This window comes from Pseudoalteromonas sp. 10-33, from assembly GCF_001469195.1.
Taxonomy (GTDB): Bacteria; Pseudomonadota; Gammaproteobacteria; order Enterobacterales; family Alteromonadaceae; genus Pseudoalteromonas.
The window spans coordinates 109,437-135,189 of sequence record NZ_LOFI01000023.1 but is presented as its reverse complement, the minus strand read 5'-3'; the positions used below and the strand labels follow the sequence as shown (position 1 = coordinate 135,189).

Sequence of the window (25,753 nt, the reverse complement as noted above, 5' to 3'; positions counted from 1 at the left end):
AATGAGCTTTTCTCTTTTTTACAAAAGACCCATACACAGTACTCTGTATTTACTACTGAGCATATTGTTTACTGATAAGCTTGTTCGCTATATTTTATTTAAATTTCATAGTTATTTTAATCAACACAAAGTTAATGTAATTGAAGCTTTTTTTATGCCTTTTATTACTTTGTTTAGCTCTTTATTTATAAATATAAGCAAAAACAGAGAGCGCTTTGAATTAACCTTATATAATTATTATCCGCACTTAAGGCTTCCTTACAGGACCTACATATACTCTAATATTGTGCGCTTTATAATTCAGACTATTTTTTTATTGTTTACCGTCAACAAACCTAAAAATAAATCTGTATCTATCAAAAAGCATGCAACAAATTATTTTTATGATTCGGTGAGCTACAGCCTAAGACAACTTCGCTGGTACGATCTTAAATTAGGTCGGTTAATAAGGCGCCTTTTTTCTAAAAACAGCAGCAGGCCTAAAAAAAGTGCTTTTAAAACAATGGCTGACGCTCGAATTTGGCAAAATAAGTTAATTAAGTACATTGTAGTTGCGCTTATATTATTTTTGCTCGCAATCTTTGTAACCATTCCATTTAGCCTTGAAGCGCAAGCCGTTTTTATTAGCTTTATATTACTTGTTGCTTACGCGCTAAAACGCGTAAAAGGTCATATGGCCACCATTGTAATGGTCACGCTTTCTGTCACTACATCATCTCGTTACTTATGGTGGCGCTATACCGAAACACTTAACTGGGATGATCCACTCGCATTAACATTGGGTGCAGGTTTATTACTTGCAGAAACATATGCATGGATGGTGCTTATTTTAGGTTTCTTTCAAACAATTAATCCACTTGAAAGAAAACCCGTAATGCTGCCAAAAAATACTGACTTATGGCCTACGGTAGATATTTACATTCCTACTTACAATGAACCATTAAGTGTTGTAAGGCCCACTACTCTTGCTGCGTTAAGTATTGATTGGCCGGCAGATAAATTAAACGTATATATTTTAGATGATGGTAAACGCCCTGAATTTGGTGAATTTGCCAAACAAGTGGGTGCAGGTTATTTAACAAGGCCAGATAATAACCATGCAAAAGCGGGTAACATGAATAGTGCTATGCGCTATACCAACGGTGATTACATCGCTATTTTTGACTGTGATCACGTACCTGCTCGATCATTTTTGCAAATGACCATGGGGCAATTTTTAAAAGACAGTAAAGTATGTTTGGTGCAAACACCTCATCACTTTTTCTCAGCAGATCCATTTGAAAGAAACTTAAATAACCACAGTCAAATTCCAAACGAAAACATGCTATTTTACGGGCTTATTCAAGACGGTAACGATATGTGGGATGCCACGTTCTTTTGTGGTTCGTGTGCGGTACTAAAAAGAGAAGCGCTTGACGAAATTGGTGGGTTTGCTTTTGAAACCGTAACCGAGGATGCACACACTGCGCTGAGAATGCAACGCGCAGGTTACAAAACGGCTTACATAAATATTCCACAAGCGGCAGGACTTGCCACTGATAGTTTATCGGCTCATATTGGCCAGCGGATTCGTTGGGCCCGTGGCATGGCGCAAATATTTAGGCTCGATAACCCGCTTTTAGGTAAAGGCTTAAACATACCTCAGCGACTTTGTTACTTAAACGCTATGCTGCATTTTTTATCCGGCATTCCACGCATTGTGTTTTTAACCGCACCTCTGGCACTCATCTACTTTAATGCGTACATTATTTATGCGCCATTTTTAGCTATTTTTATCTATGTTGTACCGACACTGATTCAAATAAAAGCAACCAATTCGCGAATACAAGGTAAGTATCGCTATTCGTTTTGGGGCGAAGTTTACGAATCTGTGCTTGCTTGGTACATATTAAAGCCAACAACGGTTGCTTTATTTAACCCAAACAAGGGTAAATTTAACGTTACCGAAAAAGGCGGCTTAAATGACAAAGAGCATTATGACTGGGGAATCTCTAAGCCCTATCTTGTTTTGCTCGCCATTAATTTATTAGGCATGTTGGTCGGTATTTTACGCCTGTTTTTTGGCGACCCTACACAGGTTGGTGTGTTACTAATTAGTATGGGGTGGGCGCTTTATAATATTATTATTTTAGGGGCTGCCGTTGCGGTAGCTGCAGAAGCACGCCAAGTTAGGCACTCTCACCGTATTAAAGCAAATTTTCCAGCGGGTGTTCGTTTAGCAAATGGACATACGCTAAAAGTAAAAATTACAGATTACTCAGACAACGGCGTGGGTATAGAAACCGACCATGCGCATTCTTGTCGCGTTAACGATAAAATAGAATTATTAATGAGCCGTGGTAATAAGCAGTTTTCCTTCACTACCCATGTTTGTAACACTCGGGGTAACCAAATTGGCTTAACCATTAAAGATTTGTCTCTTGAAAAACAGCGCGCGTTTATACAATGTACATTTTCACGCGCAGATGCGTGGCTTGACTGGCAAAATAACTTTAGACATGATCGCCCATCTTACAGTTTTAAAGAAGTGCAAAAAACGAGCCTTAGAGGCTTTAGTAACCTGCTCTTCCACGCGCCAAGAGCGCTTCAACCTACTATTCAGTTCATAACTAATATAGTTGTGTACGTAAACTCATTTACCCCAAAAAGACCAATAGTGCATAATAATTATGATTAAAAAGTTGCTAAATACACTCCTAACATTGTCACTTATTTGTAGTGTGCATATTGCACACGCGGTTGAGCCATTACAAAATAAATCAATGTTTATTAATGGCTATCCTGAAAGTGCTCAGGTATCGAGTTTACGTTTAGAGTTTGAAGCTTTAGGTTTTACTGGCTTTAAGCTCGACGGGGTAAATAACAATTCCCGCGTCGACTTCACAAACCGAATTGATAAATTAAGCACTAATTTAAAGCTGAATTTTTCGTATACAAACTCGCCTTCGTTAATCGCAAATGTATCGCATTTAAAAGTTTACTTTAATGATAATTTAGTGACTGTTTTGCCCATTAATGAGCAACTAAGTATTGTGAAAAACACAGTGCAACATAGCCTCGACCTAAACGCTAAATATATCCAAGATTACAACCAAGTACGCTTTGAGTTAGTTGGTTATTATGACCTTCGTTGTCAAGATTATTTCAGCCGCACCATTTGGACTGAAATTAATAGATCAAGCAACATTATGCTCGACCAAAAGCAGCTTGCTATTGATAGTCGTTTAGAATACCTCCCTGAACCGTTTTTTGATGAAAAAGATTACAATAAACTTAACCTACCCTTTGTATTTGCTAAAACACCCAATACCGAAGCAATTGAAGCAGCAGCAACGCTATCAAGCTGGTTTGGCGCACAAGCAGACTGGCGCGGCTTTAATTTTCCAGTAACGCTAAATAAAGCGCCAAACAAACATAGCGTGGTGTTTATTACTAATGATTCGAAACCTGATTTTTTAAAAGATTACCCTGATGTTGAAAAACCAACGATTGAAATCATTTCAAATCCATTTAATCGTTATTACAAGCTGCTGCTAATATTGGGCCGTGATGAGGCTGATTTAAAAACTGCGGTGACGGGTCTTGCATTTGGCCACAAAGTAATGACAGGCAGAAGTGCAAGCATTGAAGCCATTGATCAATTACCGCTGCGTAAAGCATATGATGCACCGCGCTGGCTTAGAAGCGATCGCCCTGTGCATTTTGACGAACTTATTGACTACCCTACACAATTACAGGCGCAAGGCCTTAATAATGGCCCTGTAAAACTAAATATTCGTTTTGCACCTGATTTGTTTACATGGCGTGAAAGAGGGATACCTATTACCCTTCAATATCGTAGCACTCCAGAATCGGAAGCTATCGACTCTCGTTTAAATATGTTAATAAACCAAGAATTCATAAGCGGCTTCTTGTTAGACGAAAACAACGATTTATTACAAACAACACAAGCATTACTGCCGCTAGTAGCCAATACCGATACAACCCAAAGCACTGAAGGGTTTTCTGTGAACGGGATTAATTTAGCGAACAGAAATGAACTTAACTTTGATTTTAGATTTGGGGTCCTCAAAAAAGGGGAATGTGCTGTTGCGCCTCCTGGCGGTGAATTTGGTGTTATTGATGGCGACTCAAGTATTGATGTAAGCGGTTTTGACCATTACATTGCTCTGCCAGACTTAAATGTATTTGCTAATAGTGGATTCCCATTCACCAAATACGCTGATTTACAGCAAACTCTTGTATTAATTGATAACAACCCAACACCTAGTGCACTTACCGTTTTGTTTAATTTAACTGGCGAATTTGGTGCAATTACTGGTTACCCGGCTCATAGAATGAGTGTGGCTCATTTAAATGAGGACGCTGATTTAGATGATAAAGACATACTTGTAATCGCAAAACCAAACAGTATTGCTAACGACTTAGACGAAGATGCACAAACAAACATTTTGCTTAATAATAATCAACGAGCAATAAAACAAGCTATTTATAATGGCGCTTATGATGAGCAAACTACCGAAAAAGTAGAAGTGAGCATTAAAAGTAGTGGTGACATGGCTGTAATCACGGGGTTTCAATCACCATTTGATTCAAACCGTTCAATTGTATCGTTAAGTGCGACAACTAATAATGCATTTACTCTGCTTGATGACGCATTGATGAACTCAGAAAAACGTGCCCTAATTAATGGCAGTGCAGCCGTTATTAATTCACAAGGTATTAAAACAATACAAGTAGACGAACAATATTATGTGGGGCATATTCCGGTCCATACTTTAGTATGGTTCCACTTATCTGATCATCCATTTATATTGGCGTTACTGTCTATATTAACGCTGTTACTGATCTCATTTATTTTATGGCGATTATTACAAGCACTAACTTACAAGCGTTTAGCTGAAGGAGATAAATAATGAAATCACTCGTTAATGTATTTTTTACTGTGATTGCACTATTTGCTTTTAATGCAAACGCACAAGCTGAACAATGTGCACCATGGCAGTCGTGGCAGGTATTTAAAAATCACTTTGTAAGCCAAGACGGACGTGTTATTGACCTAGGCAGTGAGGGAAGTATCACAACCTCTGAAGGCCAATCATATGCACTATTTTTTGCACTTATCGCCAACGATAAAGCCGCGTTTGACTCTGTTTTAAATTGGACTCAAGAGCACTTATCAGAAGGCGATTTAAGTACTCGTTTACCTGCATGGAAATGGGGCCTAAATAAAAACCGTGTAGGGGGTATTTTAGACTCAAACCCTGCGTCTGATTCTGATTTATGGATTGCATACAGCTTATCGCAAGCCGCTATTTTATGGGACGAGCGTCGCTATAGTATTTTAGCCGCTGTGCTTGCTCAGCGTATAATCAGAGAAGAAACAGCTTATATAACAGGCCTTGGTTTATCTTTATTGCCGGCACCTGCAGGCTTTGAGTTTGATAATGAGCGTTATAAGCTAAACCCTAGCTACTCGCCGCTATTTATTTATCAACAATTTAAAAAGCTTTACCCGCATTCACCATGGCATCAACTTCATGAAGGCTCAGCAAAGCTTATTTTAGATACTGCTAAGCAAGGCGTAAGCCCTGATTGGGTTATGTTTGATTCAAACCGTGGATTTTACTTTGACAAAAAAACCACTGACATAGGCAACTATAACGCTATTCGGGTTTACCTTTGGGCCAGTATGATGGCAAACGACGCACCTTATAAACAAGAGCTGCTTACTCAATTTGCACCATTTATGGAGTCGATTAAAGAACGTGGCTATGTTCCTTTAAATACATATTCTCAATCAGGTAAATCTGATAAACGAGGCCCATTAGGATTTAACGCTGCATTACTCCCTTTATTAGCTGAGCAAGGTAACGATGAGTTAGTAATGGCTATTCAACAAAAATTAATGATTGATAAATCTTTTACACAAACACGTTATTACGACAGTGTATTAAATTTATTTGGTGAAAGTGCTGTAAATAAGCGCTTTAAAATAACGGCTGATGGAACGCTACAACCTACTTGGAGCACTGAATGTCGTTAAGGTTAGCCTTAGCTTGTACATTAGCACTAAGCGCTAGTTTAAACGCCAAAACCATAAATGATATTGATACACAATCTGTTGATTGGTTATTAAGTCAAATTAGTATTGGCGAAGCACAACAAAACAAAAAGCTAGTTGAAGACAGCCTACAAAAGTTGGTTGCTATTGCCCCTTCTCGAATAGAAACACAATGTGCTTTGGCCCATTATGACTTTACAAATGGCAATGTAAATCAAGCAAACTTACTATTGAGCAAGCTTGATAACCAACTAATGCAACAAACACCTTGCGTAAAAAAACTCAAGGTGATGTCTCGTATACAAGGGCAAGATAAGGCTAACGTTCAAGAGGCTAAGCTACTTGCTCGTGCTGGCAGGTATGAACAAGCACGTCAGATTTATAATAAAATTTTTAATAATATTTATCCGACCTTAAATTTTGAACTTGAGCATTTAAGCTGGTATGCCCAAGACACCGGCCAATGGCAAGGCGTTAAAAATAGATATAAGCAACTACTAAAGCGCTATGACAATATTGGCCAAGTAGAAGTTGCTTATGCCAGGCACTTACTAAGACGTAACCCACGTGATAAAACAGCTATGCGTATTTTGGGTAAGTATGGCTCAACATCTGGTTTTAGTGATGAAGTAGAAGGTATTTGGCTATCTGCATTAAGAAACATGCCGATAAACAGTAATACAGATAAACAGTTTCAGCAGTATTTTACGCTCTACCCTTTCAGTAACAAGGGTGAATTACAGTACCAAGATTTTAAAAAGCAATTAAAAGCACGACGAAAGTTGTTAGCCGATCCTGCTTATCAGCTTTGGTTAAAAGGTGAAAAGTTCCTTGAACAAGGAAAACTAAAATCAGCAGAGCCACACCTTTTAAACGCATTAAAAGGCCGCCCTACTGACGGTGCTATTATGAATAGCTTAGGCATACTTTATCTTCAACTAGGTGAAAATGGTAAAGCCTACAATTACTTTACACGTGCACAAAAATACACTGCCGACTTTGCAGAGCGAAATACCCTCAAAAGCATGGCCAAAACGGCTAAGTTTTGGTTTTATATTCGCCAAGCAAGAGACGCTATAGACAGCAGTGAATTTAGAGTTGCCAAATTAAAACTCGATTTAGCCGCCGCATTAGAAGAAGAACCGAACACTGTGTTAGCAATTCGTGGCACCTTACAATTTGCCCAAGGGTTATATTCACAGGCAGCACTTACCTATCAAGTTGTGCTCAAAAGCGAACCTTTAAACGAAGGCGCCCTATTTGGCTTATTTGAGATTGCAGAACTTGAGCAAAGTGAAAAAACCCTGACATCTTTTTTTAATCGACTTTCTTTTTCACAAAAAGAAATTTTAAGAGCGTCATATTTAAGTTCAATAAGTAGCGTGTATAGAGCTAAGGCAACAAAGCTTATTGAAGCAGGTGAATTAGAAGAGGCTGAAAAAATATTAAAAGAGGCTATTCAAGCAACACCTGAAGAGCCTTGGTTATATTACGACTTAGCATTTATATACCAACAAAAAGGGCTCACCGACAAAGCTCGCTCATTATTTAATAATGTATTGTGGCAATTTCCGCTAAATTCACAGCTTAGGTATAGTCATGCACTATTTTTGCGCGCGTTAGACGATTATCAAGGCGCTCTTGCTACACTTAAGTATATTCCTTTTAAATCTCGCGACGCTGATATTGTATCTCTTGAACAACAGTTGCAACTTAATGAGTCTTTAGCACAAAGCGAACGTTTTATTAATTCTCAAAATAAAGCGGCAGCTATTTATCACTTAAGTGCGTTAGAGGCGCAAAATTTAACGCCAGTAATGAAAGCTGAATTAGCCCGAAGCTGGTTTAGCATAGATGAACAAAATCATGCCTTAAAACTAATGCGCAACGCGTTAGTTGAAGACCCCTCATTATCCGCCTATTGGCATATGTTGTACGGCGAATGGCTTTTAGCACAAGACAATAAAGCACAGACTGTTGATTGGTTTAATCGTTATAGGCTTCCTGAAAATGCCTCTGAGAGTGAAATAAATCAGTTCGTGCAATTACAAAATGCTTATTATTCTGAGTATTTTAATGGCAGTGACCTTATTGCCAAGTTAAATCAGCTTGATCAAAAATACCCCAGCTCACCGGCTACAACGACTGCGCTAATAAATGCAAACTTAGCACTTGATCAAAACCAATCAGCCATTATTTTGTATGAACAAAAAGTAAAAAATAATCAGCTAATTGAACCCCAAGCTTTAATGGCAATATCTAAAGCCTACAGAGCACTTGGGGATGATTTCCAAGCGAAAGAAGTCACACAACTCGCCATTGAACAAAGCACAACGCAAGAAAGTTATTTTCAGCGTCAAATAATGGAATCGTTAAACGATTTTAACTACGCAGGTGATGCCCTTTATTTAGCTGAACAACTTATTCAAAAAGCACCTAATGATTTAGAGCTTCGTTATTTAGGCGCGCAAGTTGCTGCTAATTTTAATGAAACAGAGCAAGCACAAACGTGGTACGCACAAACGCTTTCACCTAATCGCCAACTAAATGAAAAAGAGCTCTACGCATCACTTTCGCGCATTAATGAAAACGACCAGTGGTATATAAACGGTGCTAAACGAGAACTACTTAATCAGCAAAACAAAAACCAAGCCTACATTGCTGTTGGTGTTAATTTTAGTGGACAAGTAAGCACTGAAAGTGAAGCCACATTGGGCGCTGGTTTAGTCCCTATTGAAGCGTACTTTCCGCTTTGGCAAGGGCAAGGTTTTGTAAAAATAGACCCAACAAGCATTAGCGCTCAAACAACACGATTTGACGAACAATTTGCTGGCAGCCGATACGGACAAGGCGCTTTGTGTATATTTACCTGTGGTATTGACGAAGTAAGTCCTGAGCAAGATGGCGTTGATATTGGCATTGGTTGGCAAAACGAAAACTGGCGCGTAGATATTGGTACAACACCACTGGGCTTTTTAATCGAAGACATTGTATGGGGTGTTAATTACTCGGACGATTTTGGTGACTTTGGTTATAGCCTTGAGTTAGAAAAACGACCAGTAACTAGCTCAGTGCTCGCCTATGCAGGTCTTGAAGACGTTAATACCGGTAAAATTTGGGGTGGTGTTCGTTCAACAGGTTTAACCGCTAATGTTTCCCACGATTTAGGCGGCGATTGGGGGTTTTGGTCTAGTGCTGACTTTACATTATATAAAGGTCAAAACGTAAAAGATAACCAACGCTACCGCTTGATGGGCGGCACCTATTATCGTGTAATAAGCAATCAAGAACGCGAATTTACAGTGGGTGCAAGTTTATTGCATTGGGCGTATAAGTTTAATTTAAGTGAGGAAACGTGGGGGCATGGCGGCTACTATAGCCCACAAAACTATATTGGGTTATCGGTTCCCTTAACTTACGATGCACGTTGGGGTGATGACTTTGTGTACCGCGTAAAAACGGGCGTGTCGTATTCGCAAACTAAAACGCAAGCCATCGACTTTTTCCCTAATGATCCTGACCTTCAAGCAGAAGCCTTTGCGCGCCAACTTGAAACCGGTGTAGACCCTGCCTTTGAATCAGATACCAGTGCAGGCGTATCGTACAATTTAGAAGGCAGTTTTGAATACAGAATAACGCCACATTGGTTCTTTGGCGGTTATTTAGCTATTGATCGCTCGGATTTTTACGAACCTAATTTTGGCCAGCTTTATATCCGCTATTACTTCAATCCCGTTTACGGGACACTCGAATTTCCGGGTACACCTATTATCCCTTATGCTGAGTTCTAACTTGGCATAAGGTGATACACCGCTCAGTACTTCCCCTCGCCTTGAGGTATATGTATACTTGAGCGCAATTGTAGCTAGGATAAGGGTGTGTCTCTTACCTTATGGTGTTACAGCCATACAGCAAATCATTATCTTAGATACAAATAATATACTGATGGTCGAGCACTTTAACCTTATAAACAGGCTAACTTAGCTAAAGCAAAAAACTATAAGGCCATCACAACAATTCTTTAAGTTAGGAAGTAAATATGAGTTCAGCTCCAGATAGTGGCTGGTTTGGCCACCCTAAAGGACTTTCGACATTGTTCTTCACTGAAATGTGGGAACGAATGAGTTATTACGGTATGCGAGCTATGCTCGTATTATTCATGACAGCAAGCTTACAACAAGAAGGCCTTGGCTTTACTGTTGCATCAGCGGCTGCAATTTATGGTTTATACACAGGTGCAGTATACTTTTTAGGCTTACCTGGCGGTTGGCTTGCCGATAGATTATTCGGTGGTCAAAAAGCGGTTTGGTACGGCGGTATTATTATTATGTGTGGCCACATTATTTTGGCCGTCCCGCATGAATATTCGTTTTTTATTGGTTTAATTTTTGTTGCTACAGGTACGGGCTTACTCAAGCCAAATATAAGTGCAATGGTAGGCCAGTTATACAGCGATGCTGATGAGCGTCGTGATGGCGGTTACGCTATTTATTACATGGGCATCAACTTAGGTTCTTTAATAGGTTACTACGTATGTGGTTACTTTATGGAAAACGTAGGTTGGCACTGGGCATTTGGTGCAGCAGCTGTTGGTATGGCCATTGGTTTAGTGCAATACAAACTTACACTTAATAACTTACCAGAGCACAGCGCTTTACCTGCTAACCCATTAAGCGCTAAAGGCACTTCACGTACATGGGGCGCTATCGCGTTGTTTGTTGCTGTTGTTGCGGGCGTTACCATAGCCGCTATGACGGGTGCCATTACTATAAACCCTTCGATTGTAGCCGGTTATACAGCGGTTATATTCACTGCTATATTCTTTGTGTATTTTGGCCTCATTTACTTTAAAGGTAAATTAACTGGCGAAGAAAAACAAAGAATGTGGGCGCTATTTTTAGTGTGTGTTGCCTCTGCGTGTTTTTGGTCTGGTTTTGAACAAGCCGGTTCTTCTTTAAATCTATTTGCCCGTGATTACACAGACCGACTTATTGGTACTTTTGAAATTCCAACTACGTGGTTTCAATCTTTAAACTCAATATTCATTATTGTTTTATCACCGTTTTTTGCTGCGCTTTGGATAAACCTATCTAAAAAAATGATATCGCCTACTTACAGCGTAAAATGTGCATTTGGCTTGATCATCATGGCCTCAGGCTTTTTAGTCATGTTTATGGCAGCACATTATGCAGCTGAAGGCTTAAAAGTAGCGCCTTACTGGTTGGTAACTACGTACTTTTTACACACAGTGGGTGAGCTTTGTTTAAGCCCTGTTGCATTAAGTGCAGTGAGCAAACTGTCGCCACGTCGCTATACGGGCCAGTTAATGGGTGTGTTTGTTTTAACTTACTCTATTGGTAATGTTATCTCGGGTATACTTGCGGGTAACTTTGATCCAAATAACGTTCAAGAAATTCCTACCCTATACTTACAAATTGCATTATTCAGCATTGGTGTAGGTATTGTTTTAGTGCTTATGAGCTTTAAAGCGAAAATATGGGAAAAACAAGGATTAGAAACCTAATTCGGTTAATCCTTTTGTACCAATAATTATTTACTGCATATTCTAAATGTAGTAACAAATAAAAAATGCCCCCATAATTGTTTATGGGGGCATTTTTATACAGCTATGCTCCCATACTTTTAACTGATATTATGCATTAATAAATTGTTAAATTAGATACCCGAGGAATGCTGTATATGTTATTGGATAAGTTATTAAAAATAGCTGCAATACCATTTTTGCTCTTTGTATTAAGTGCGTGTGGAGGTGCGAGTGATGCAGTAACAGTTAATCCAAATGATCCTGTTGAGCCCGAGCCTACCCTACTTTCTTTAACTGCTGCTAACGGCTTAAACTCAACGCTAGATAACGGGGGTTTTGAATTAATTATCCCTGCTAATACAGCCTCATCGAATAGCGAAATCACTTACGAAAAAACGACGTTGGATGACGCTAATGCACAGCTAAACATTATCTCTGATTTACATACTCTTATACCCGTTCCTGACATTACATTTTCAGATTCTATTACTATTAGAATAAAAATACCTGAAGACTACGTACTAGGTGGGCAATTATTTATAGCCAGGCAGTTGGGCCTAAATAGTTGGGAAACACTACCTAACTCAACCGTAAGCGATGATTATGTCAGTGCACAAGTGAATCAAGTAGGCACTTATGCAATTCAAATGAAGCGTAAAGAAGCATTCGCCGATATTGGCCCAACATGTGAGGCGAACGCAACAACACAATCGGTACGCTTTGTTCATGTAGCAGACTTACATGCCCGTTTTGGGTATGAGGAACAATACTTTAGCCGTATTAAAGCCTATTACAACCAAGTTGCCAACCAAACACCACATACCCTATTTACCAACGGTGGTGACGATTATGAAAAAGGCACGGTAGCAGAGCAACTTTCACAAGGGACAGCAACCGAAGAAGCCATTAAAGCGATGCAGTTTGATATCCGCGTTGTGGGAAACCACGACTATGCATGGGGCCCTGAAAAACTGCTGAGTTATTCGCAAGATGATAAAGCGATTGTGCTTGCAAGTAACACTCGCTATGAAGGGGAGCAACTTCAAGACTTTGCCGCTGTAAGCTTTGCAAAAGTGCAAGTTGGCTGTATTACTCTAGGTGTATTTGGCATGACGTCGGTGCCATGGAATGAATTAGATGAGCCACTTCAAGACGATCCAATTCCTGATTTTATCAAACAATTTAAAATGAGCTGGGAATGGCAACAAGTCGCACAAAGCATTGTAAGCCAATACCGTGATGATGTTGATTACATGGTAATGCTAAGCCATTTAGGCGTAGGCCTAGATACCGATATGGCAACTGACGTTGAAGGCATTGATTTAGTATTGGGAGGCCATACTCATGGCGGCGAAAGCTTTGATACACTAGAAAATGGCGCCATTGTTATTCAACCTGACTTTTATGCAAAAGGGATAACCGATTTAACGCTGGAGTTTAATTTAGCTGATAAAACATCCCCTGTTGTGAACTATCAGACAATTGCGACCGAAACAATTACAGAACGTGATGACCCAACAAAGCAAGCCATTGACGAAATTATGGGGCGTTACGCACCCGATGCGCAAACCGAAATAGCTATTTCAGAAAACTACCCAAGTGCAATTGAGTTAGCTGAAATAACAGCATTAGCCGCGCAGCACGCAAGCTCAATTACTGCTGCACTGTTAACCCCTGAACTGGTTCAAAAACGGTGGACACCCGGCACGCTTACACAAGAAGATTTCCACGAAGCATTTTATGTAGAAAGGCAACCTTCGAATACACCTGGTTTTAACGCCATATATAAAGTGACAGTTACAGGCACAGATTTAACATCTATGTATGCAAGCCAACCAGACTGGTTTTCACTCACACCCGATAACATTCAAGCCACCAGCAGTTATGATGTTGCCTTATTTAAAGGTGCAGCGCTTAATCCTGAGTTATTTTTTAATGGTGTAACATTTTCAAACGTAGAACCCATTGCTGAGGCATGGTGGTTACTAGATCAGTACGCCCGATTTAGAACAAGCCAGTGCTTATACCTTGATACCAACAATCAACTGTTTTCATGTACAAACAAAGAAAACATAACGGTATGGAATTTTGATAATACAGCAAGCCCACTCACAGCAGACTTTGGACCTTCAGTGCTCAGCTACTTCGATCCTGAAGAAAAAGACTGGGGCCCAGAAGAAACTCAATATAAAACCACTACCGAACTCGGCATTAGCGATTTGAGTGACGGGCCGTCAGGTGTAATGGCATTTTCAAGGCATGCACCAACCGAAGGCCTACATATTAACTTAAACACCCCCGCTAACGGCGATTATGCTGCTGATGGCATGGTTTCAGACTACACACTTGTAATGGATTTATACTGGCCCGCAGAAGGCCAAGATATTTACCGTGCGGTTATTCAAGCGGATACCGTTAACTACTTAACCGACGACGCCGACATATTTATAGACCCAAGTGGTGGTTATGGTAAATCAACCAGCGACAGTGGCTATTTTGGTAATACACAACCAGATTCTTGGCACCGTGTCGCTTTAGTATTTTATACGGCACCTACCAATGGCGTATTTGAAGTATACATAGATGGCGAACTTGTAGGTGTAAAGGAAGATGGAGAAATAAACAACCGCTGGGCACTCAAAGACGCCGTACTGCTATTTAACGATGACAATTTCGAAACAGAACCAGGCTACTTAAATGCCATGCTTTATGCCGGACGTGCGATGAGCCGCGACGAAATAAAAAGCTTAGGTAATGCGCAGCAAAAACTGACTTACGAGCAAGCAACACGCGTACTTAATCAAACTATTGAACGCCATTACCAAGCTGCCCCTGCAATAAAGCCTAATTTATGGTTACAACAGCGTAGCAAGTTTTTTGGTGAACACACCAAAAACGTAAACAATTAATTACACTTACCGCTATTTTATACCACTTCAAAAAAGAGAGTTTAACCACTTAAACTCTCTTTTTTATTAATTTAAATCATTAACTTAACTAAAAACCAGTAACGTTAACCGCTTATTTTTACAGCGTAAATATTCTCCTCTGTATGCACTAAAAGCAAGTTCACCTTAAACGTCCTATAAAATTTACACACAGCCTAAATACTAAATACAGCGCAACGCTTCCCCTAAATCTAATTCTGGTTAATTATCTTGCCATTAACACAACAACAAATAATCACAGTGCTTACATTGTGGGAGTAATTAAAATGAGTGAAGTAACTAACTATTTAGGTTTAGTCGGTATTGAATTTACTGAATACGCCACGCCTGATGCAGATTACATGGACAAAGTATTTACTGACTTTGGCTTTTCAAAGCTTAAAAAGTTTAAAGGCAAAGACATTGTTTATTACAATCAAAACGACATTCACTTTTTACTGAACAACGAGCGTGAAGGTTTTTCAGCCGAATTTGCTAAAAGCCATGGCCCTGCAATTTGTTCAATGGGTTGGCGTGTTGAAGATGCTCAAAAAGCATTTGAAACTGCAGTAGAGCGCGGTGCAAAACCTGCAACCGATTCTACACACAAAAACCTTCCTTACCCTGCAATTTACGGTATTGGCGATAGCCTAATTTACTTTATTGACCAATTTGGCGATAAAGGCACCATTTATGAAAGTGACTTTGAAGATTTAGCAACGCAAACGGTTGTTGAAGACAAAGGCTTTAAGCGCATCGACCACCTAACTAATAATGTTTATAAAGGCACAATGGAAACATGGGCAAACTTTTATAAAGATGTGTTTGGTTTTACAGAAGTACGTTACTTTGACATTAAAGGTCAAAAAACGGCGCTAATTTCATATGCGCTTAAATCTCCATGTGGCACCTTCTCAATTCCAATCAATGAAGGTAAAGGCAACGACAACAACCAAATTGACGAATACTTAGGTGAGTACAATGGCCCAGGCGTACAGCATTTAGCATTTTTAACTGACGATTTAGTTAGCTCGCTAGACAAACTAGATAAATCAACTATTGCAACGCTTGATATTATTCCTGAGTACTACGACACCATTTTTGACCGTGTACCGTGGGTTAAAGAAGACAAAGACAAAATTCGCGAACACCAAATACTGGTAGATAGCCAAAGCGAAAATTGTTACCTACTACAAATTTTCTCTAAAAACTTATTTGGCCCAATTTTTATTGAAATGATTCAACGTGTTGATGATGGCGGTTTTGGTGAAGGTAATTTCCAAGCGTTATTTGAATCAATTGAACGCGATCAAGAGCGCCGCGGCGTTTTATAACCTTTTTTGAGTAAATTAAAAGCAGCGACCTTCGCTGCTTTTTGTCGTTTTAATATTTAAAATTATGGCTTAAAGTGCAAGTATGCTTAAATAAATACTCCATTGTTGCCATACAGTTAAACCAAAGGAAATGTAATGAGCCTAATTAACGAAACCCATGATATCAATTTAACAAGCTGGGTAGAGTCAGCGAATGTTGCCAATTGCGACTTTCCTATTCAAAACTTGCCATTTGCCGAGTTTCGTCGCAAAGGTACTAACGAAGAATTTCGTGGCGGTGTAGCGATAGGTGATCAGGTTATCGATCTTGCAAAACTAAGTGAGCTTAATGTATTTACAGGCGATGCTAAAACAGCTCTCGATGCAGCTAGCGAATCAACACTAAATGCATTTATGGGTTTGGGTCAGCAATTTTGGTCAGCACTTCGTATGGCACTTTCAAAAGCATTACGAGAAGGCGCTGATTGTCAAAAAGACATTGCAAATACATTAATAGCACAAGCTGATATTGAATTTGCATTGCCATGTCGTATTGGTGACTACACCGACTTTTACACTTCTATTTATCATGCAACAGCAGTCGGTAGTTTATTTCGCCCTGATAACCCACTATTACCAAACTATAAATGGGTACCAATTGGTTACCACGGCCGTTCTTCATCTATTGATGTGTCTGGGCAAACATTTCACCGCCCTAAAGGACAAACTAAAGCACCTGATGCTGAAGTACCATCATTCGGGCCATGTAAACGCCTTGATTACGAGCTAGAGCTTGGCATTTACTTAGGTAAAGGAAATGCGCTTGGCGATGCAATTGCAATCGAAAATGCAGAAAATCATGTATTTGGTTTTTGTGTGTTTAACGACTGGTCAGCCCGTGACTTACAAGCTTGGGAATATCAACCATTAGGTCCGTTTTTAGCGAAAAACTTTGCATCAACAGTGTCTCCTTGGATTGTTACAACAGAAGCACTCGCACCGTACAGAACAAGTTGGACGCGTGATGAAAATGACCCACAACCAATGGAATACCTAGAGTCTGCAGCTAATCGCGAGCAAGGTGCATTTGATATTCAAATGGATGTAAAAATTCAAACCGAAAAAATGCGTAGCGAAGGGCACTCTCCTACCCGCGTATCTACCTCTAGCTTTAAGCATTCGTACTGGACTGTAGCTCAAATGGTCACTCACCATACGGTTAACGGGTGTAACTTTATGCCGGGTGACATGTTGGGTTCGGGTACGCAATCGGGGCCTACACATGAAGAAGCGGGCTCTTTACTGGAGCTATCTCGTGGCGGTAAAGAAAAAATAACGCTAAGCAATGGCGAGCAACGCAGCTTTTTAGAAGATGGCGATAACGTTATTATGCGTGGCTGGTGCGAAAAAGAAGGCTTCGCACGTATTGGTTTTGGCTCAGTTGAGAGTACGGTTTTGGCCGCAAAATAATCCCAATCAAGCATAACCAAATGAAGAGGGTTGCTTTTAAAAGCAGCCCTTTTTTATTAATTTTTGAACAGTTACAATTTTTTTCTGGCTTTTTAAGCTCAGATTGATACATTATTCCGGTTAGTAGCCAGTGTTTATATGCCATGTCAGTATTTATAAAGTCTTACAAAAAACTTTTTCCAGCTCGCCAACTTCTTATTCGTCAAAATGGCGAGGTTAAGCATGTTGTTTTAGCGTCTTGGTTACAACTTTTCGCAATAATGCTTATTTTAGCAACAATTGCGTGGGTGAGCATTTCGAGCTTTCGTGTTTATACGCAAACTAATCACATCTCTGACATAGAAAAAAACCAGCTAAACAAACAAGCACTTTGGGAACAAAAAGTTACCGAGCAGCAACGTCTTCACGAACAGCAACTTAAGCAGCTTGTAACGCTTGAGCAAAAACAAGCGCTACTTCAAAGCATGATCGAATCTTTACCTGCTTCAATTAGCCATGACGTTATTCAGTTAGGTGAAGAGCTTGAGTCCCCTATTAATGAAAATAAAAACGAATTCCATGAACCTTTAGTTGATGAAGATCCAAATGCTAAGCAAGTTAATTTAGGTCAACCTAATAGTTTTGAAGCGCGTTTGGCGCGTTTAAATGACCAATACGAACAAAGCTTTAACTACCTAGACAAAAAAATAAACGAGCGACACAACGCCATTTTAGCCATGCTTAAAGGCGCAGGGCTTGATACCGCTTTAGAAAGCCACTTAGCAATTAACGCTTTGCACATTGCTCAAGGTGGGCCATTTGATGTGTTTGACGAAACAAATATACCCAGTCATTTTTTGGCAATAGTCGACAAATTAGTTGCGTTAAACAACCTAGAAAATTTATTAACTGAATTACCTAACACCCTGCCTTTACCCGCCGCTAAATATTACATTTCAAGTAGCTTTGGTTTACGTAAAGACCCAATGAATAATCGTCGTGCATTTCACAAAGGCGTAGACTTAGCTGGTTGGCACAAAACCGAAATTTTTGCTCCTGCAGACGCTGTGGTTCTTCGTGCAGGGCGTAATGGCGGATACGGTAACTTTATTGAACTTGAACACAAAAATGGCTTAGTTACTCGCTTTGGCCACTTAAATAAAATAAAAGTAAAAAAAGGCCAGCATATTGCTAAGCACGATGTGATTGGTTTAATGGGGAGCACTGGAAGAAGTACCAGCACTCATTTACACTACGAAGTATTGGTTAATGGCGAACAAGTCAATCCTCTAAAAATAACAAAGGCGCTCTCTCGTGTTCGGTAAAAAAAAATCAGCAAGTACTAACCTAAGAAAGGTTAATCATACCCCCTCTATAATTTCTGAAGATGTGCGCCTTACTGGCACTTTAATAAGCCAAGGCGAAGTTCAACTTGATGGCCGAATAGATGGTGACATAAAAGCCGAACAATTAGTCATTGGCTCCTCCGGTGTTGTTGAGGGAATTGTTGAGGCCGTAGGTATTGTTGTTAAAGGCACCGTTATTGGCTCTATCAATGCAAGTGAAGTAAAAATACAAAGTGGTGCCCATGTTCATGGCGATGTGTTTCATGACTCATTGAGTATTGATGCTGGCGCTGTAATAGAAGGTAACTTAAAGCAACGCACTGAAAAAGAAACAGTAGAATTAACTGCTGAACCAATTGAAACAGAAGTAAAAACACTGATTGAAGAAGATGACAGCGGCTTGTCGTTTGTAAATAAACAAGCCACCGATAAAAGCTAGCGCTACACTAGCGGTAGACTATTTTTTCTCAGTAATATACATTGTAATATCTGCAGTGAACACGAGTTCGTTGCGGGTATTATAAAGCTTCACGGGTACAACCAAGTCTTCTTTATCTATCCACTGGCGTGGTAAATCAATCTCAGCAATAGCTTTAACGTCTGTATCAACCTTTGCCAAATATTGTACGGTCATCCCCTTTGGGATCCAACGGTGGGTTTTTACCGGTACAGTCGCATCAACCATCACACCTGCACACAACTCAGCTAGGTTACACTGTGCAATTGCATGAATAGTTCCAATGTGGTTATGAACACTTCGGCGGTTTTTAACAACAGCGCTACAGTGGCCTTCTCGAAGGTCTAATACGTAAGGTTTCATAGAGCCAAAGTAAGGGGCTTTAAAACAAACCGCCTTAGTAAAAAGCCAATTACCAAAGGGTAAGTTTTTAAATTTATGCCACGTTTTTACAAGTGGTGATTGATTTGCCATTATAGTTTTCCAGTTACAGTTACTTTATTAACGCTAACACATCAGACCAGTTTAAAAAAGCCGTTTTAATCGCTGCTTTTATCAGGTGTTTAATAAAAAATACGAATGACGACGTATGCATAGGCCAAAAGCCCTTTCTTTTTTATGAGTGCCCCCCTAAAATACGCGAAAAAGGAGACTCAATGCATACACAGCCCGCAAAACCTAATCTAACTTTATTACTTATCTTAGCGTTGCTTGTTATTTTTTGCCCTATGGCTATTGATATTTATCTGCCCGCCTTCCCTACCATAGCAGAGCAATTTTTGGTAACTGAGCAACAAGTGCAGCAAACTGTTGCCATTTTTATGTTAACTGTTGGATTAGGTCAATTAATAGCAGGGCCTTTAGCTGATAGATTTGGCCGAAAGCCTGTCGCATTAGTGGGTATTAGCTTATATGCAGGCTCTGCGCTACTTGCTTACTATGCCCCTTCATTTGAAGTATTACTTTCTGCGCGTGCATTACAAGGGTTAGGCGCATGCGCCACATTTGTTGTTGCTTTTGCTATTGTAAGAGATAAATTTGGTAGTGAGCGTAGCGGCCAAATTATTACCTACTTAAATGGCATTGTGTGCTTTATTCCTGCGTTGGCGCCCATTTTAGGTGCTTGGTTAACGGTTAAGTTTGGCTGGGAAATGAACTTCTTATTTTTAACTGGGTTTGCATTAGTAGGCTTTATTGTAACGCTATTCTTTTTTAAAGAAACACGACCAGCCGATAGCGTGTATCAGGGGCATATTCTCGACTTAAGACGCTTTATACCCATTATTTCTACGCCACTATTTTTATTTAATAGCTTACTTTGTATGGTCACAATGTCGGTCATTTTAGTATTTGTCACTTTAGCGCCAGGATGGATCATTACTGAACTTGGCGGCAGCGTAGCTAACTTTACATTTTGGTTTTCACTTAATGCCGTTTTAAGCATTATTGCCAGCTTTGTTATGCCGCTATACATAAAGCGCCACCCCAAACGTGCTTTGAAAATAGGGTTACTCCTATTGGTTAGCTCTGGTTTATTGATGCTCGTGTTTAGCCAATATAAATCGGCACTCGCGTTAATGATCCCCATGTTTGTTGCTGCATTTGGCTTTGCACTTACCCTTGGCTCTGCAGCAGGAAGAGCATTAAGCCTCTTTCCTAAACAAGCAGGAACAGCTTCAGCGCTGCTTGGTGCAATGCAAATGAGTGGAGCAAGTTTGCTGGTGTTCATTACCCAATTTTTACAATTATCGACCCCGATATTAATTGGCGTCCACTTTTTATTATTGGTGCCTTTTAGCTATTTGTTGTTTCGCAAAGCACAGTTTTCATAACTCACCTTATTAACACGAATTATTAGTGGGAAAATGTTGCTTATTTTCCCACGCTTACTTTAATAACAATGCTTAAAAAGCGGCAGGTGAAACTGGCGTAATGAGAGGTTAATCAAGCGCTACAACATTGATACAGTAAGCCATTGACTGCTTTTTATTTATCATTACGATTGGTATCATCCACTACCTTTGATTAATTCATGTATATGATGATTAACCCCGATTTTCTTTTCTCATTTTTAATTGCTAGTTTTTTAATGGCGGTTGCTCCGGGCCCTTCGAATGCATTTTTAATGGCACAAACATTTGCCAATGGCCGCGCCGCAGGTATGCAAAGTGCATTTGGTTTTGCATTAGGCGGTGTTGTGCATACCTTTTTTGCCGTAATAGGCTTAAGTGCAATTTTAAAAGCATCCCCTACGGCCTATAGTGCTGTTCAATATGCCGGCGCCGCTTATTTGTGTTATTTGGGCTTTATGATGATAAAAAGCACGTTAAAAAACACGACAGCTGCCACACAACCCCAAAGTGAAGATAAGCCACACATAAGCACAGTTAAAAAGTCTAATGTGATGTTTCAAGCCATGATGACCGAAGTGCTTAACCCCAAAGTCGCTTTATTTTTTATTGCTTTTATTCCACAGTTTGTAGACCCCAACTTATCATCAGCCACTTTTCAACTCGCATTTTTTGGCCTGCTATACCCTATTTTTGCTTTTCCAATAGACTGCACGTATATTTATTTTGGCGACAAAATCGCACAGTTTTTTAGGCAGCATCCAAATAGTCAACTTTGGATTGATAGAGTAACGGGAATAATATTTATTGCCCTAGCTATTAATCTACTATTATAACTTTCCTAATTTTGCTAACAGTTGGTGTAACTATGAGCATTTAGGCACAAATAAAAAGAATTAATATGGAACAAAAAACACAATCGCTTCCTGCAAAAAAAAATATTGCCCTTGTTGCTCACGATGGCAAAAAAGCCGCGCTAAAGCTGTGGTGTGACAAACATAAAAGCACACTGAGTAAACACACCTTATATGGCACAGGTACAACGGGGCATTTAATTCAAAAAAGTACAGGGCTTGATGTTGTTCAGCTTTTAAGTGGCCCAATGGGTGGCGACCAGCAATTAGGCGCAAAAATAGCAGAACATGAAATTCATGTTTTAATATTTTTTTGGGACCCTTTAGCCTCACAGCCTCATGATCCTGATGTAAAAGCATTACTGCGTTTAGCTGCTGTTTGGAATATTCCCGTGGCGTGTAATGAGGTAAGTGCTGATATGTTACTAAGCTCTCCTTTAATGGACACCGAGCTTGAGCGCACTTTGCCAGATTACGAAAAATACCTCGCAACCCGACAAATAAGTCTATAAAGCTTTTTAAACTACTTATACAGCATGCTGGCCCATTTAGTCAGGCCAGCAGTTACGCTACCAAAGTGATCACCATTAACCATATTAATATTACCTAAGTGCTCGCTAAGTGCTGCTTTAATTAGTGGAGACTGCGCGCTGCCCCCCGTTAAATAAATAACGTCTGGAGTTGTTTGCGCGTCACTTATTGCTTGTTTTGCCAACGTGACTATTTGGCTAATACTACTTTCTACAGCTAACGACAAATCATGAACTGATAAATTTTTATTAAGTTCGGTATCTAAAAAGCGCAAGTCACAGTTAAAATCATTTGTTGACGATAGTGCTATTTTTGCGGCTTCACCTTGTTGAACAAGTTGATGTCCTTGCTTATTTTTCTGTAAATGAATTAAGCGCTTATAAAGCGCTGGTGCACTTACATCGCGTAATTGTGCATTAAGCTCACGCGCCTGACTTTCACTGTAAAATTGGCTTTGTAAATTAACATCGTTAATTTTACAGGCTTGCCAAAACGGCTGATTTGGCAAGGGCAATCCTGATTTAAATGTACTACCCAGCCCCAATAAAGGCATTAAACCATGAAAGCTCAATGCAATATCTAAATCGTTTCCACCAACACGCTTACCACTGTGAGCTAAAAAGTCGTTATCACGCTGACTATTTCCTCTAAAACTGGGGCCCATTTGCACAAATGAACAGTCACTGGTGCCTCCACCAATGTCTATAACCAACACTTTCTGATCGTGTGTTAAATCACTTTCGTAGTCGATACCGGCTGCAAGCGGCTCATATAAAAAATCAACGTCTTTAAAACCAGCTCGTTTTGCTGCTCGCTCTAAAATACCAACCGCTTGCTGGTTCGATTGCTCACCACCCACCGCCTGAAAATTTACAGGGCGGCCAATAACAGTTTGAGTAAGCTCTTTTTCTAAAGATTGCTCTGCACGTTGTTTTATTTTTAAAATCATTGCCGTTGCAATGTCTTCAAAAAAGTTGATCTGCCCTTGCTTTAAACCGGTTGCGCCAAAAAACGATTTGGGTGACTTAACAAAGTACCCTTCTTCAGGGAATTGAACGTATTCACTAATTGCTTCTCGGCCAATAAATAAGGTTTCATCTGAAGGTTGTAAATCAAGGTCTGATTTAATTCGAGGCAATGAATTTAAGAGTGCTTGGCGCTGAGAATTAAAATCTTGCTCGTGTGCGGTGGCTTTTAAATGCTTAGCCACAAAATCAACTACCAAAGCACTATGATGCGTATAAAGTGTAGAAGGTAAGTAATGTTTGCCTTGCTCTAAAGGCACTAACTGAACATTATTATCGTTCATTACACCCATAGCACAATTAGAACTACCGTAATCAAAACCTACAAACATATGCCACCACACATTACCAAAAAGGCCGCGCAATTTAGCATACTTAAGATTACTTTTAAATTGCTATATGCTTTCTCTTACTCTCAAAAAACTAGCAAAGCGTGGAAGACCATTCTTAGTTAACCCGTGAAAACGATAGGTTACTGTGCTACCAATGGCCGGTGGGTTTTGCCGTTGGGCATCACTAAACCCTGTACCAATTGAAAACAACTGCCCAGAGACTGACTTAACGCGCAGCGCACCAAGCATCCCCGTGTATTTACCTTTACCCGGCAAATGAGCAATAACAACCGCCTCAGCATCAAGGTAAGGCTTTAGCTTTAACAAAGCACCACTTCGCCCACTTTTATGTTTTGCATCAGCTAGGTGCAGCATAACGCCTTCTGCACCCTGTGCCGTTATGCTATTGAAGTAATCAGAAAGTTGTTTGTTATTTTTAAATTGAACCTGCTTAACTGCTTGAATGTGGGGCTGATTAATATGTGTAACAAGTTGAGCGTAATTTTTATAACGCTCACTGAAAGGTAGGGTTTTATCTGGCATATCAAATATTTTGTAAGTGACAGTTTGCCAGTCTTGGTTATTTGGTATTTTAGTTCTTACTATACCGCTTAATGCAGCAAAGTGTGCCCGTTTAGTCCAAAGCTCGCCGTCTAACCATATACTAGGCAGTGATGAAGTAAACCAAGGCGGTGCATTAATCACATTACCTTTGCGAGTAACAAACTGTGTGCCGGTCCATATGGCTCTTACACCGTCAAATTTCTCGCTGACTAAGTAGGCGCTAATATCGTCGTGCTTTTCTTCATCATACACTTTGGCTAATAATACAGAAGGCTGTGCAGTATAAGCCGAGCAGCTAAACAAAATAACCGTAATTAATAACATCCATTTTATAGCAATCATTAGCGCATCCAAGCTAGTTAATAGTGACTTAAACTATAGTTGAGATTGCACCCATTGCCAAAACTCATCAAGGTTACCCATGCAATAGGTCGCTTTGCTAAAGTCATGCTCTTTGGTGTGGCTATTTGCAATAGCAACCACCCTTAAACTCGCATTATTTGCAGCGCTTACGCCTGTAAACGTATCTTCTACAGCTATCGCATTTTCTGCCTTTATGTTTATTTGCTTTAAAGCGAGTAAATATGGGTCGCCTGCCGGTTTGGGGGTAATCACATCATCTTTGGTAACAACGCTATCAAACAGCTCATAAAACTCCAACCCTTTTAGAATTGGCATAGCTTCACTTGTTGCACTTCCTGTTACGAGTGCCATTTTTAAGCCGCTATTTTTAACCGCTTTTAATGTTTGCACCACAAAAGGCATAAGGGGCGGTAAATTCGTTTTTACGTATTCACCAAATAATCGGTATTTCTCTGCGGCTAAAAACTCAGCACTGACTGATAAGTTATTCTCACTTTTAATTTCAATTGCCGCTTCAAGTGTAGGACGCCCTGAAAATCGCTGACAAAATTCATCTTCTAAATAACTTACTCCAAATGGCGCTAACAGTGTGCTCCAACATACAAAGTGCATTGCTTCTGAATCGACTAGCGTGCCATCCATATCAAATAAAACGGCCTGTAAACTCATGATTTCTCCTTAAATTATAGTGCTAAAAAAAGGTGCTTCAGCACCTTTTTTGTTATTACATGGTTATTGCGTTAAACCAGCAGGCGGCTCACCAAAAGCCTCTTCACCGGTTTCAATATCAACTAACTCATAGCCACGCGCTTTACGAACCACCTTAAGCACGGGTTTTTCAAAAGCGGTTTTTAAGCGCGCCGAGTCATCTTTTAATTCATCAAGCGTTGTACCAAACGGTGCTGCACCTGTTTCAGACCAATTAGTTACTTTACCATTAAGGTTATATTCTACTTCGTGTATTTGATATTGCGCTGCTTCATCTTTTGTTGCTTCACAAAAAATTACACGGTAATTCCAAAATCCAGCCATTCTATTTCTCTATCAATAAACCAATTATGCGCTACTTTAACAGCTCTAAAAGGGATCACAAAATAAAAAGCCTGCACATGGCAGGCTTTTAAATGCATATT

Annotated in this window: 18 protein-coding genes; 13 read left to right on the top strand and 5 right to left on the bottom strand. The window is 39.8% G+C overall.

All coding sequences use genetic code 11. The annotated features are described in order from the left end of the window. The first annotated feature begins 1 nt into the window (after nt 1). The 10 genes from bcsA (at nt 2) to ATS76_RS11415 (ending at nt 19,083) form a co-directional block, all read left to right on the top strand. Nucleotides 2-2,677 (top strand): UDP-forming cellulose synthase catalytic subunit, encoded by a 2,676-nt coding sequence (gene bcsA, locus ATS76_RS11460; RefSeq protein ID WP_058552251.1) that lies wholly within the window; start codon nt 2-4, stop codon nt 2,675-2,677. Continuing rightward, a complete protein-coding gene (gene bcsB / locus ATS76_RS11455) occupies nt 2,670-4,916 on the top strand; it encodes a cellulose biosynthesis cyclic di-GMP-binding regulatory protein BcsB (protein WP_058552250.1) in 2,247 nt (748 codons plus the stop codon). The genes bcsA and bcsB overlap by 8 nt, the downstream gene beginning before the upstream one ends. After that, entirely contained in the window at nt 4,916-6,046 is a 1,131-nt protein-coding gene (bcsZ, locus tag ATS76_RS11450) for a cellulose synthase complex periplasmic endoglucanase BcsZ (RefSeq protein ID WP_058552249.1), read from the top strand. The genes bcsB and bcsZ overlap by 1 nt, the downstream gene beginning before the upstream one ends. Then, nucleotides 6,037-9,855, top strand: coding sequence for a cellulose synthase subunit BcsC-related outer membrane protein (locus ATS76_RS11445; RefSeq protein ID WP_058552248.1), 3,819 nt, complete (start codon nt 6,037-6,039; stop codon nt 9,853-9,855). The genes bcsZ and ATS76_RS11445 overlap by 10 nt, the downstream gene beginning before the upstream one ends. 248 nt (nt 9,856-10,103) lie before the next feature. Then, nucleotides 10,104-11,588: a peptide MFS transporter gene (locus ATS76_RS11440; protein WP_058405063.1), complete on the top strand. Its 1,485-nt coding sequence runs from the start codon at nt 10,104-10,106 to the stop codon at nt 11,586-11,588. A 176-nt stretch (nt 11,589-11,764) separates the two neighbouring features. Next, entirely contained in the window at nt 11,765-14,518 is a 2,754-nt protein-coding gene (locus ATS76_RS11435; protein ID WP_058552247.1) for a metallophosphoesterase, read from the top strand. 305 nt (nt 14,519-14,823) lie between these two features. Next, nucleotides 14,824-15,870, top strand: a complete 1,047-nt coding sequence (gene hppD, locus ATS76_RS11430; protein ID WP_006791414.1) for a 4-hydroxyphenylpyruvate dioxygenase — start codon at nt 14,824-14,826, stop codon at nt 15,868-15,870. A gap of 135 nt (nt 15,871-16,005) precedes the next feature. Next, nucleotides 16,006-17,319: a fumarylacetoacetase gene (gene fahA / locus ATS76_RS11425; RefSeq protein ID WP_058552246.1), complete on the top strand. Its 1,314-nt coding sequence runs from the start codon at nt 16,006-16,008 to the stop codon at nt 17,317-17,319. Nucleotides 17,320-17,462: 143 nt separating this feature from the next. After that, complete coding sequence (locus ATS76_RS11420; protein WP_058552245.1) at nt 17,463-18,623, top strand: peptidoglycan DD-metalloendopeptidase family protein; 1,161 nt, start codon at nt 17,463-17,465, stop codon at nt 18,621-18,623. After that, nucleotides 18,613-19,083, top strand: coding sequence for a bactofilin family protein (locus ATS76_RS11415; protein ID WP_058552244.1), 471 nt, complete (start codon nt 18,613-18,615; stop codon nt 19,081-19,083). Before ATS76_RS11420 ends, ATS76_RS11415 begins: the two co-directional genes overlap by 11 nt. 18 nt (nt 19,084-19,101) lie before the next feature. On the opposite strand, the gene ATS76_RS11410 is transcribed toward ATS76_RS11415, so the two are convergent. Continuing rightward, the gene (locus tag ATS76_RS11410; protein WP_058552243.1) at nt 19,102-19,575 is read right to left on the bottom strand and encodes a hotdog fold domain-containing protein; all 474 of its coding nucleotides are present in this window, start codon (nt 19,573-19,575) and stop codon (nt 19,102-19,104) included. Between the two features lie 182 nt (nt 19,576-19,757). On the opposite strand from ATS76_RS11410, the gene ATS76_RS11405 reads away from it, so the two are divergent. From ATS76_RS11405 to ATS76_RS11395, 3 genes are all read left to right on the top strand, one after another. Then, complete coding sequence (locus tag ATS76_RS11405) at nt 19,758-20,933, top strand: multidrug effflux MFS transporter (protein ID WP_058552242.1); 1,176 nt, start codon at nt 19,758-19,760, stop codon at nt 20,931-20,933. Nucleotides 20,934-21,142: 209 nt separating this feature from the next. Further along, the gene (locus tag ATS76_RS11400; protein WP_058552391.1) at nt 21,143-21,787 is read left to right on the top strand and encodes a LysE family translocator; all 645 of its coding nucleotides are present in this window, start codon (nt 21,143-21,145) and stop codon (nt 21,785-21,787) included. A 65-nt stretch (nt 21,788-21,852) separates the two neighbouring features. Beyond that, nucleotides 21,853-22,317: a methylglyoxal synthase gene (locus tag ATS76_RS11395; RefSeq protein WP_058552241.1), complete on the top strand. Its 465-nt coding sequence runs from the start codon at nt 21,853-21,855 to the stop codon at nt 22,315-22,317. An 11-nt stretch (nt 22,318-22,328) separates the two neighbouring features. Here the strand turns inward: ATS76_RS11395 and yegD are convergent, their stop codons facing one another. The 4 genes from yegD to ATS76_RS11375 form a co-directional block, all read right to left on the bottom strand. Next, entirely contained in the window at nt 22,329-23,693 is a 1,365-nt protein-coding gene (gene yegD / locus ATS76_RS11390; protein WP_058552390.1) for a molecular chaperone, read from the bottom strand. Nucleotides 23,694-23,756: 63 nt separating this feature from the next. After that, nucleotides 23,757-24,599 carry a DNA ligase gene (locus tag ATS76_RS11385; protein ID WP_058552240.1) on the bottom strand — a complete coding sequence of 281 codons (843 nt, stop codon included), beginning with the start codon at nt 24,597-24,599 and terminating at the stop codon, nt 23,757-23,759. Between the two features lie 33 nt (nt 24,600-24,632). Further along, the gene (locus tag ATS76_RS11380) at nt 24,633-25,289 is read right to left on the bottom strand and encodes an HAD family hydrolase (protein ID WP_058552239.1); all 657 of its coding nucleotides are present in this window, start codon (nt 25,287-25,289) and stop codon (nt 24,633-24,635) included. A gap of 63 nt (nt 25,290-25,352) precedes the next feature. Further along, nucleotides 25,353-25,652, bottom strand: a complete 300-nt coding sequence (locus ATS76_RS11375; protein ID WP_058405052.1) for a hypothetical protein — start codon at nt 25,650-25,652, stop codon at nt 25,353-25,355. Nucleotides 25,653-25,753: the final 101 nt, after the last annotated feature.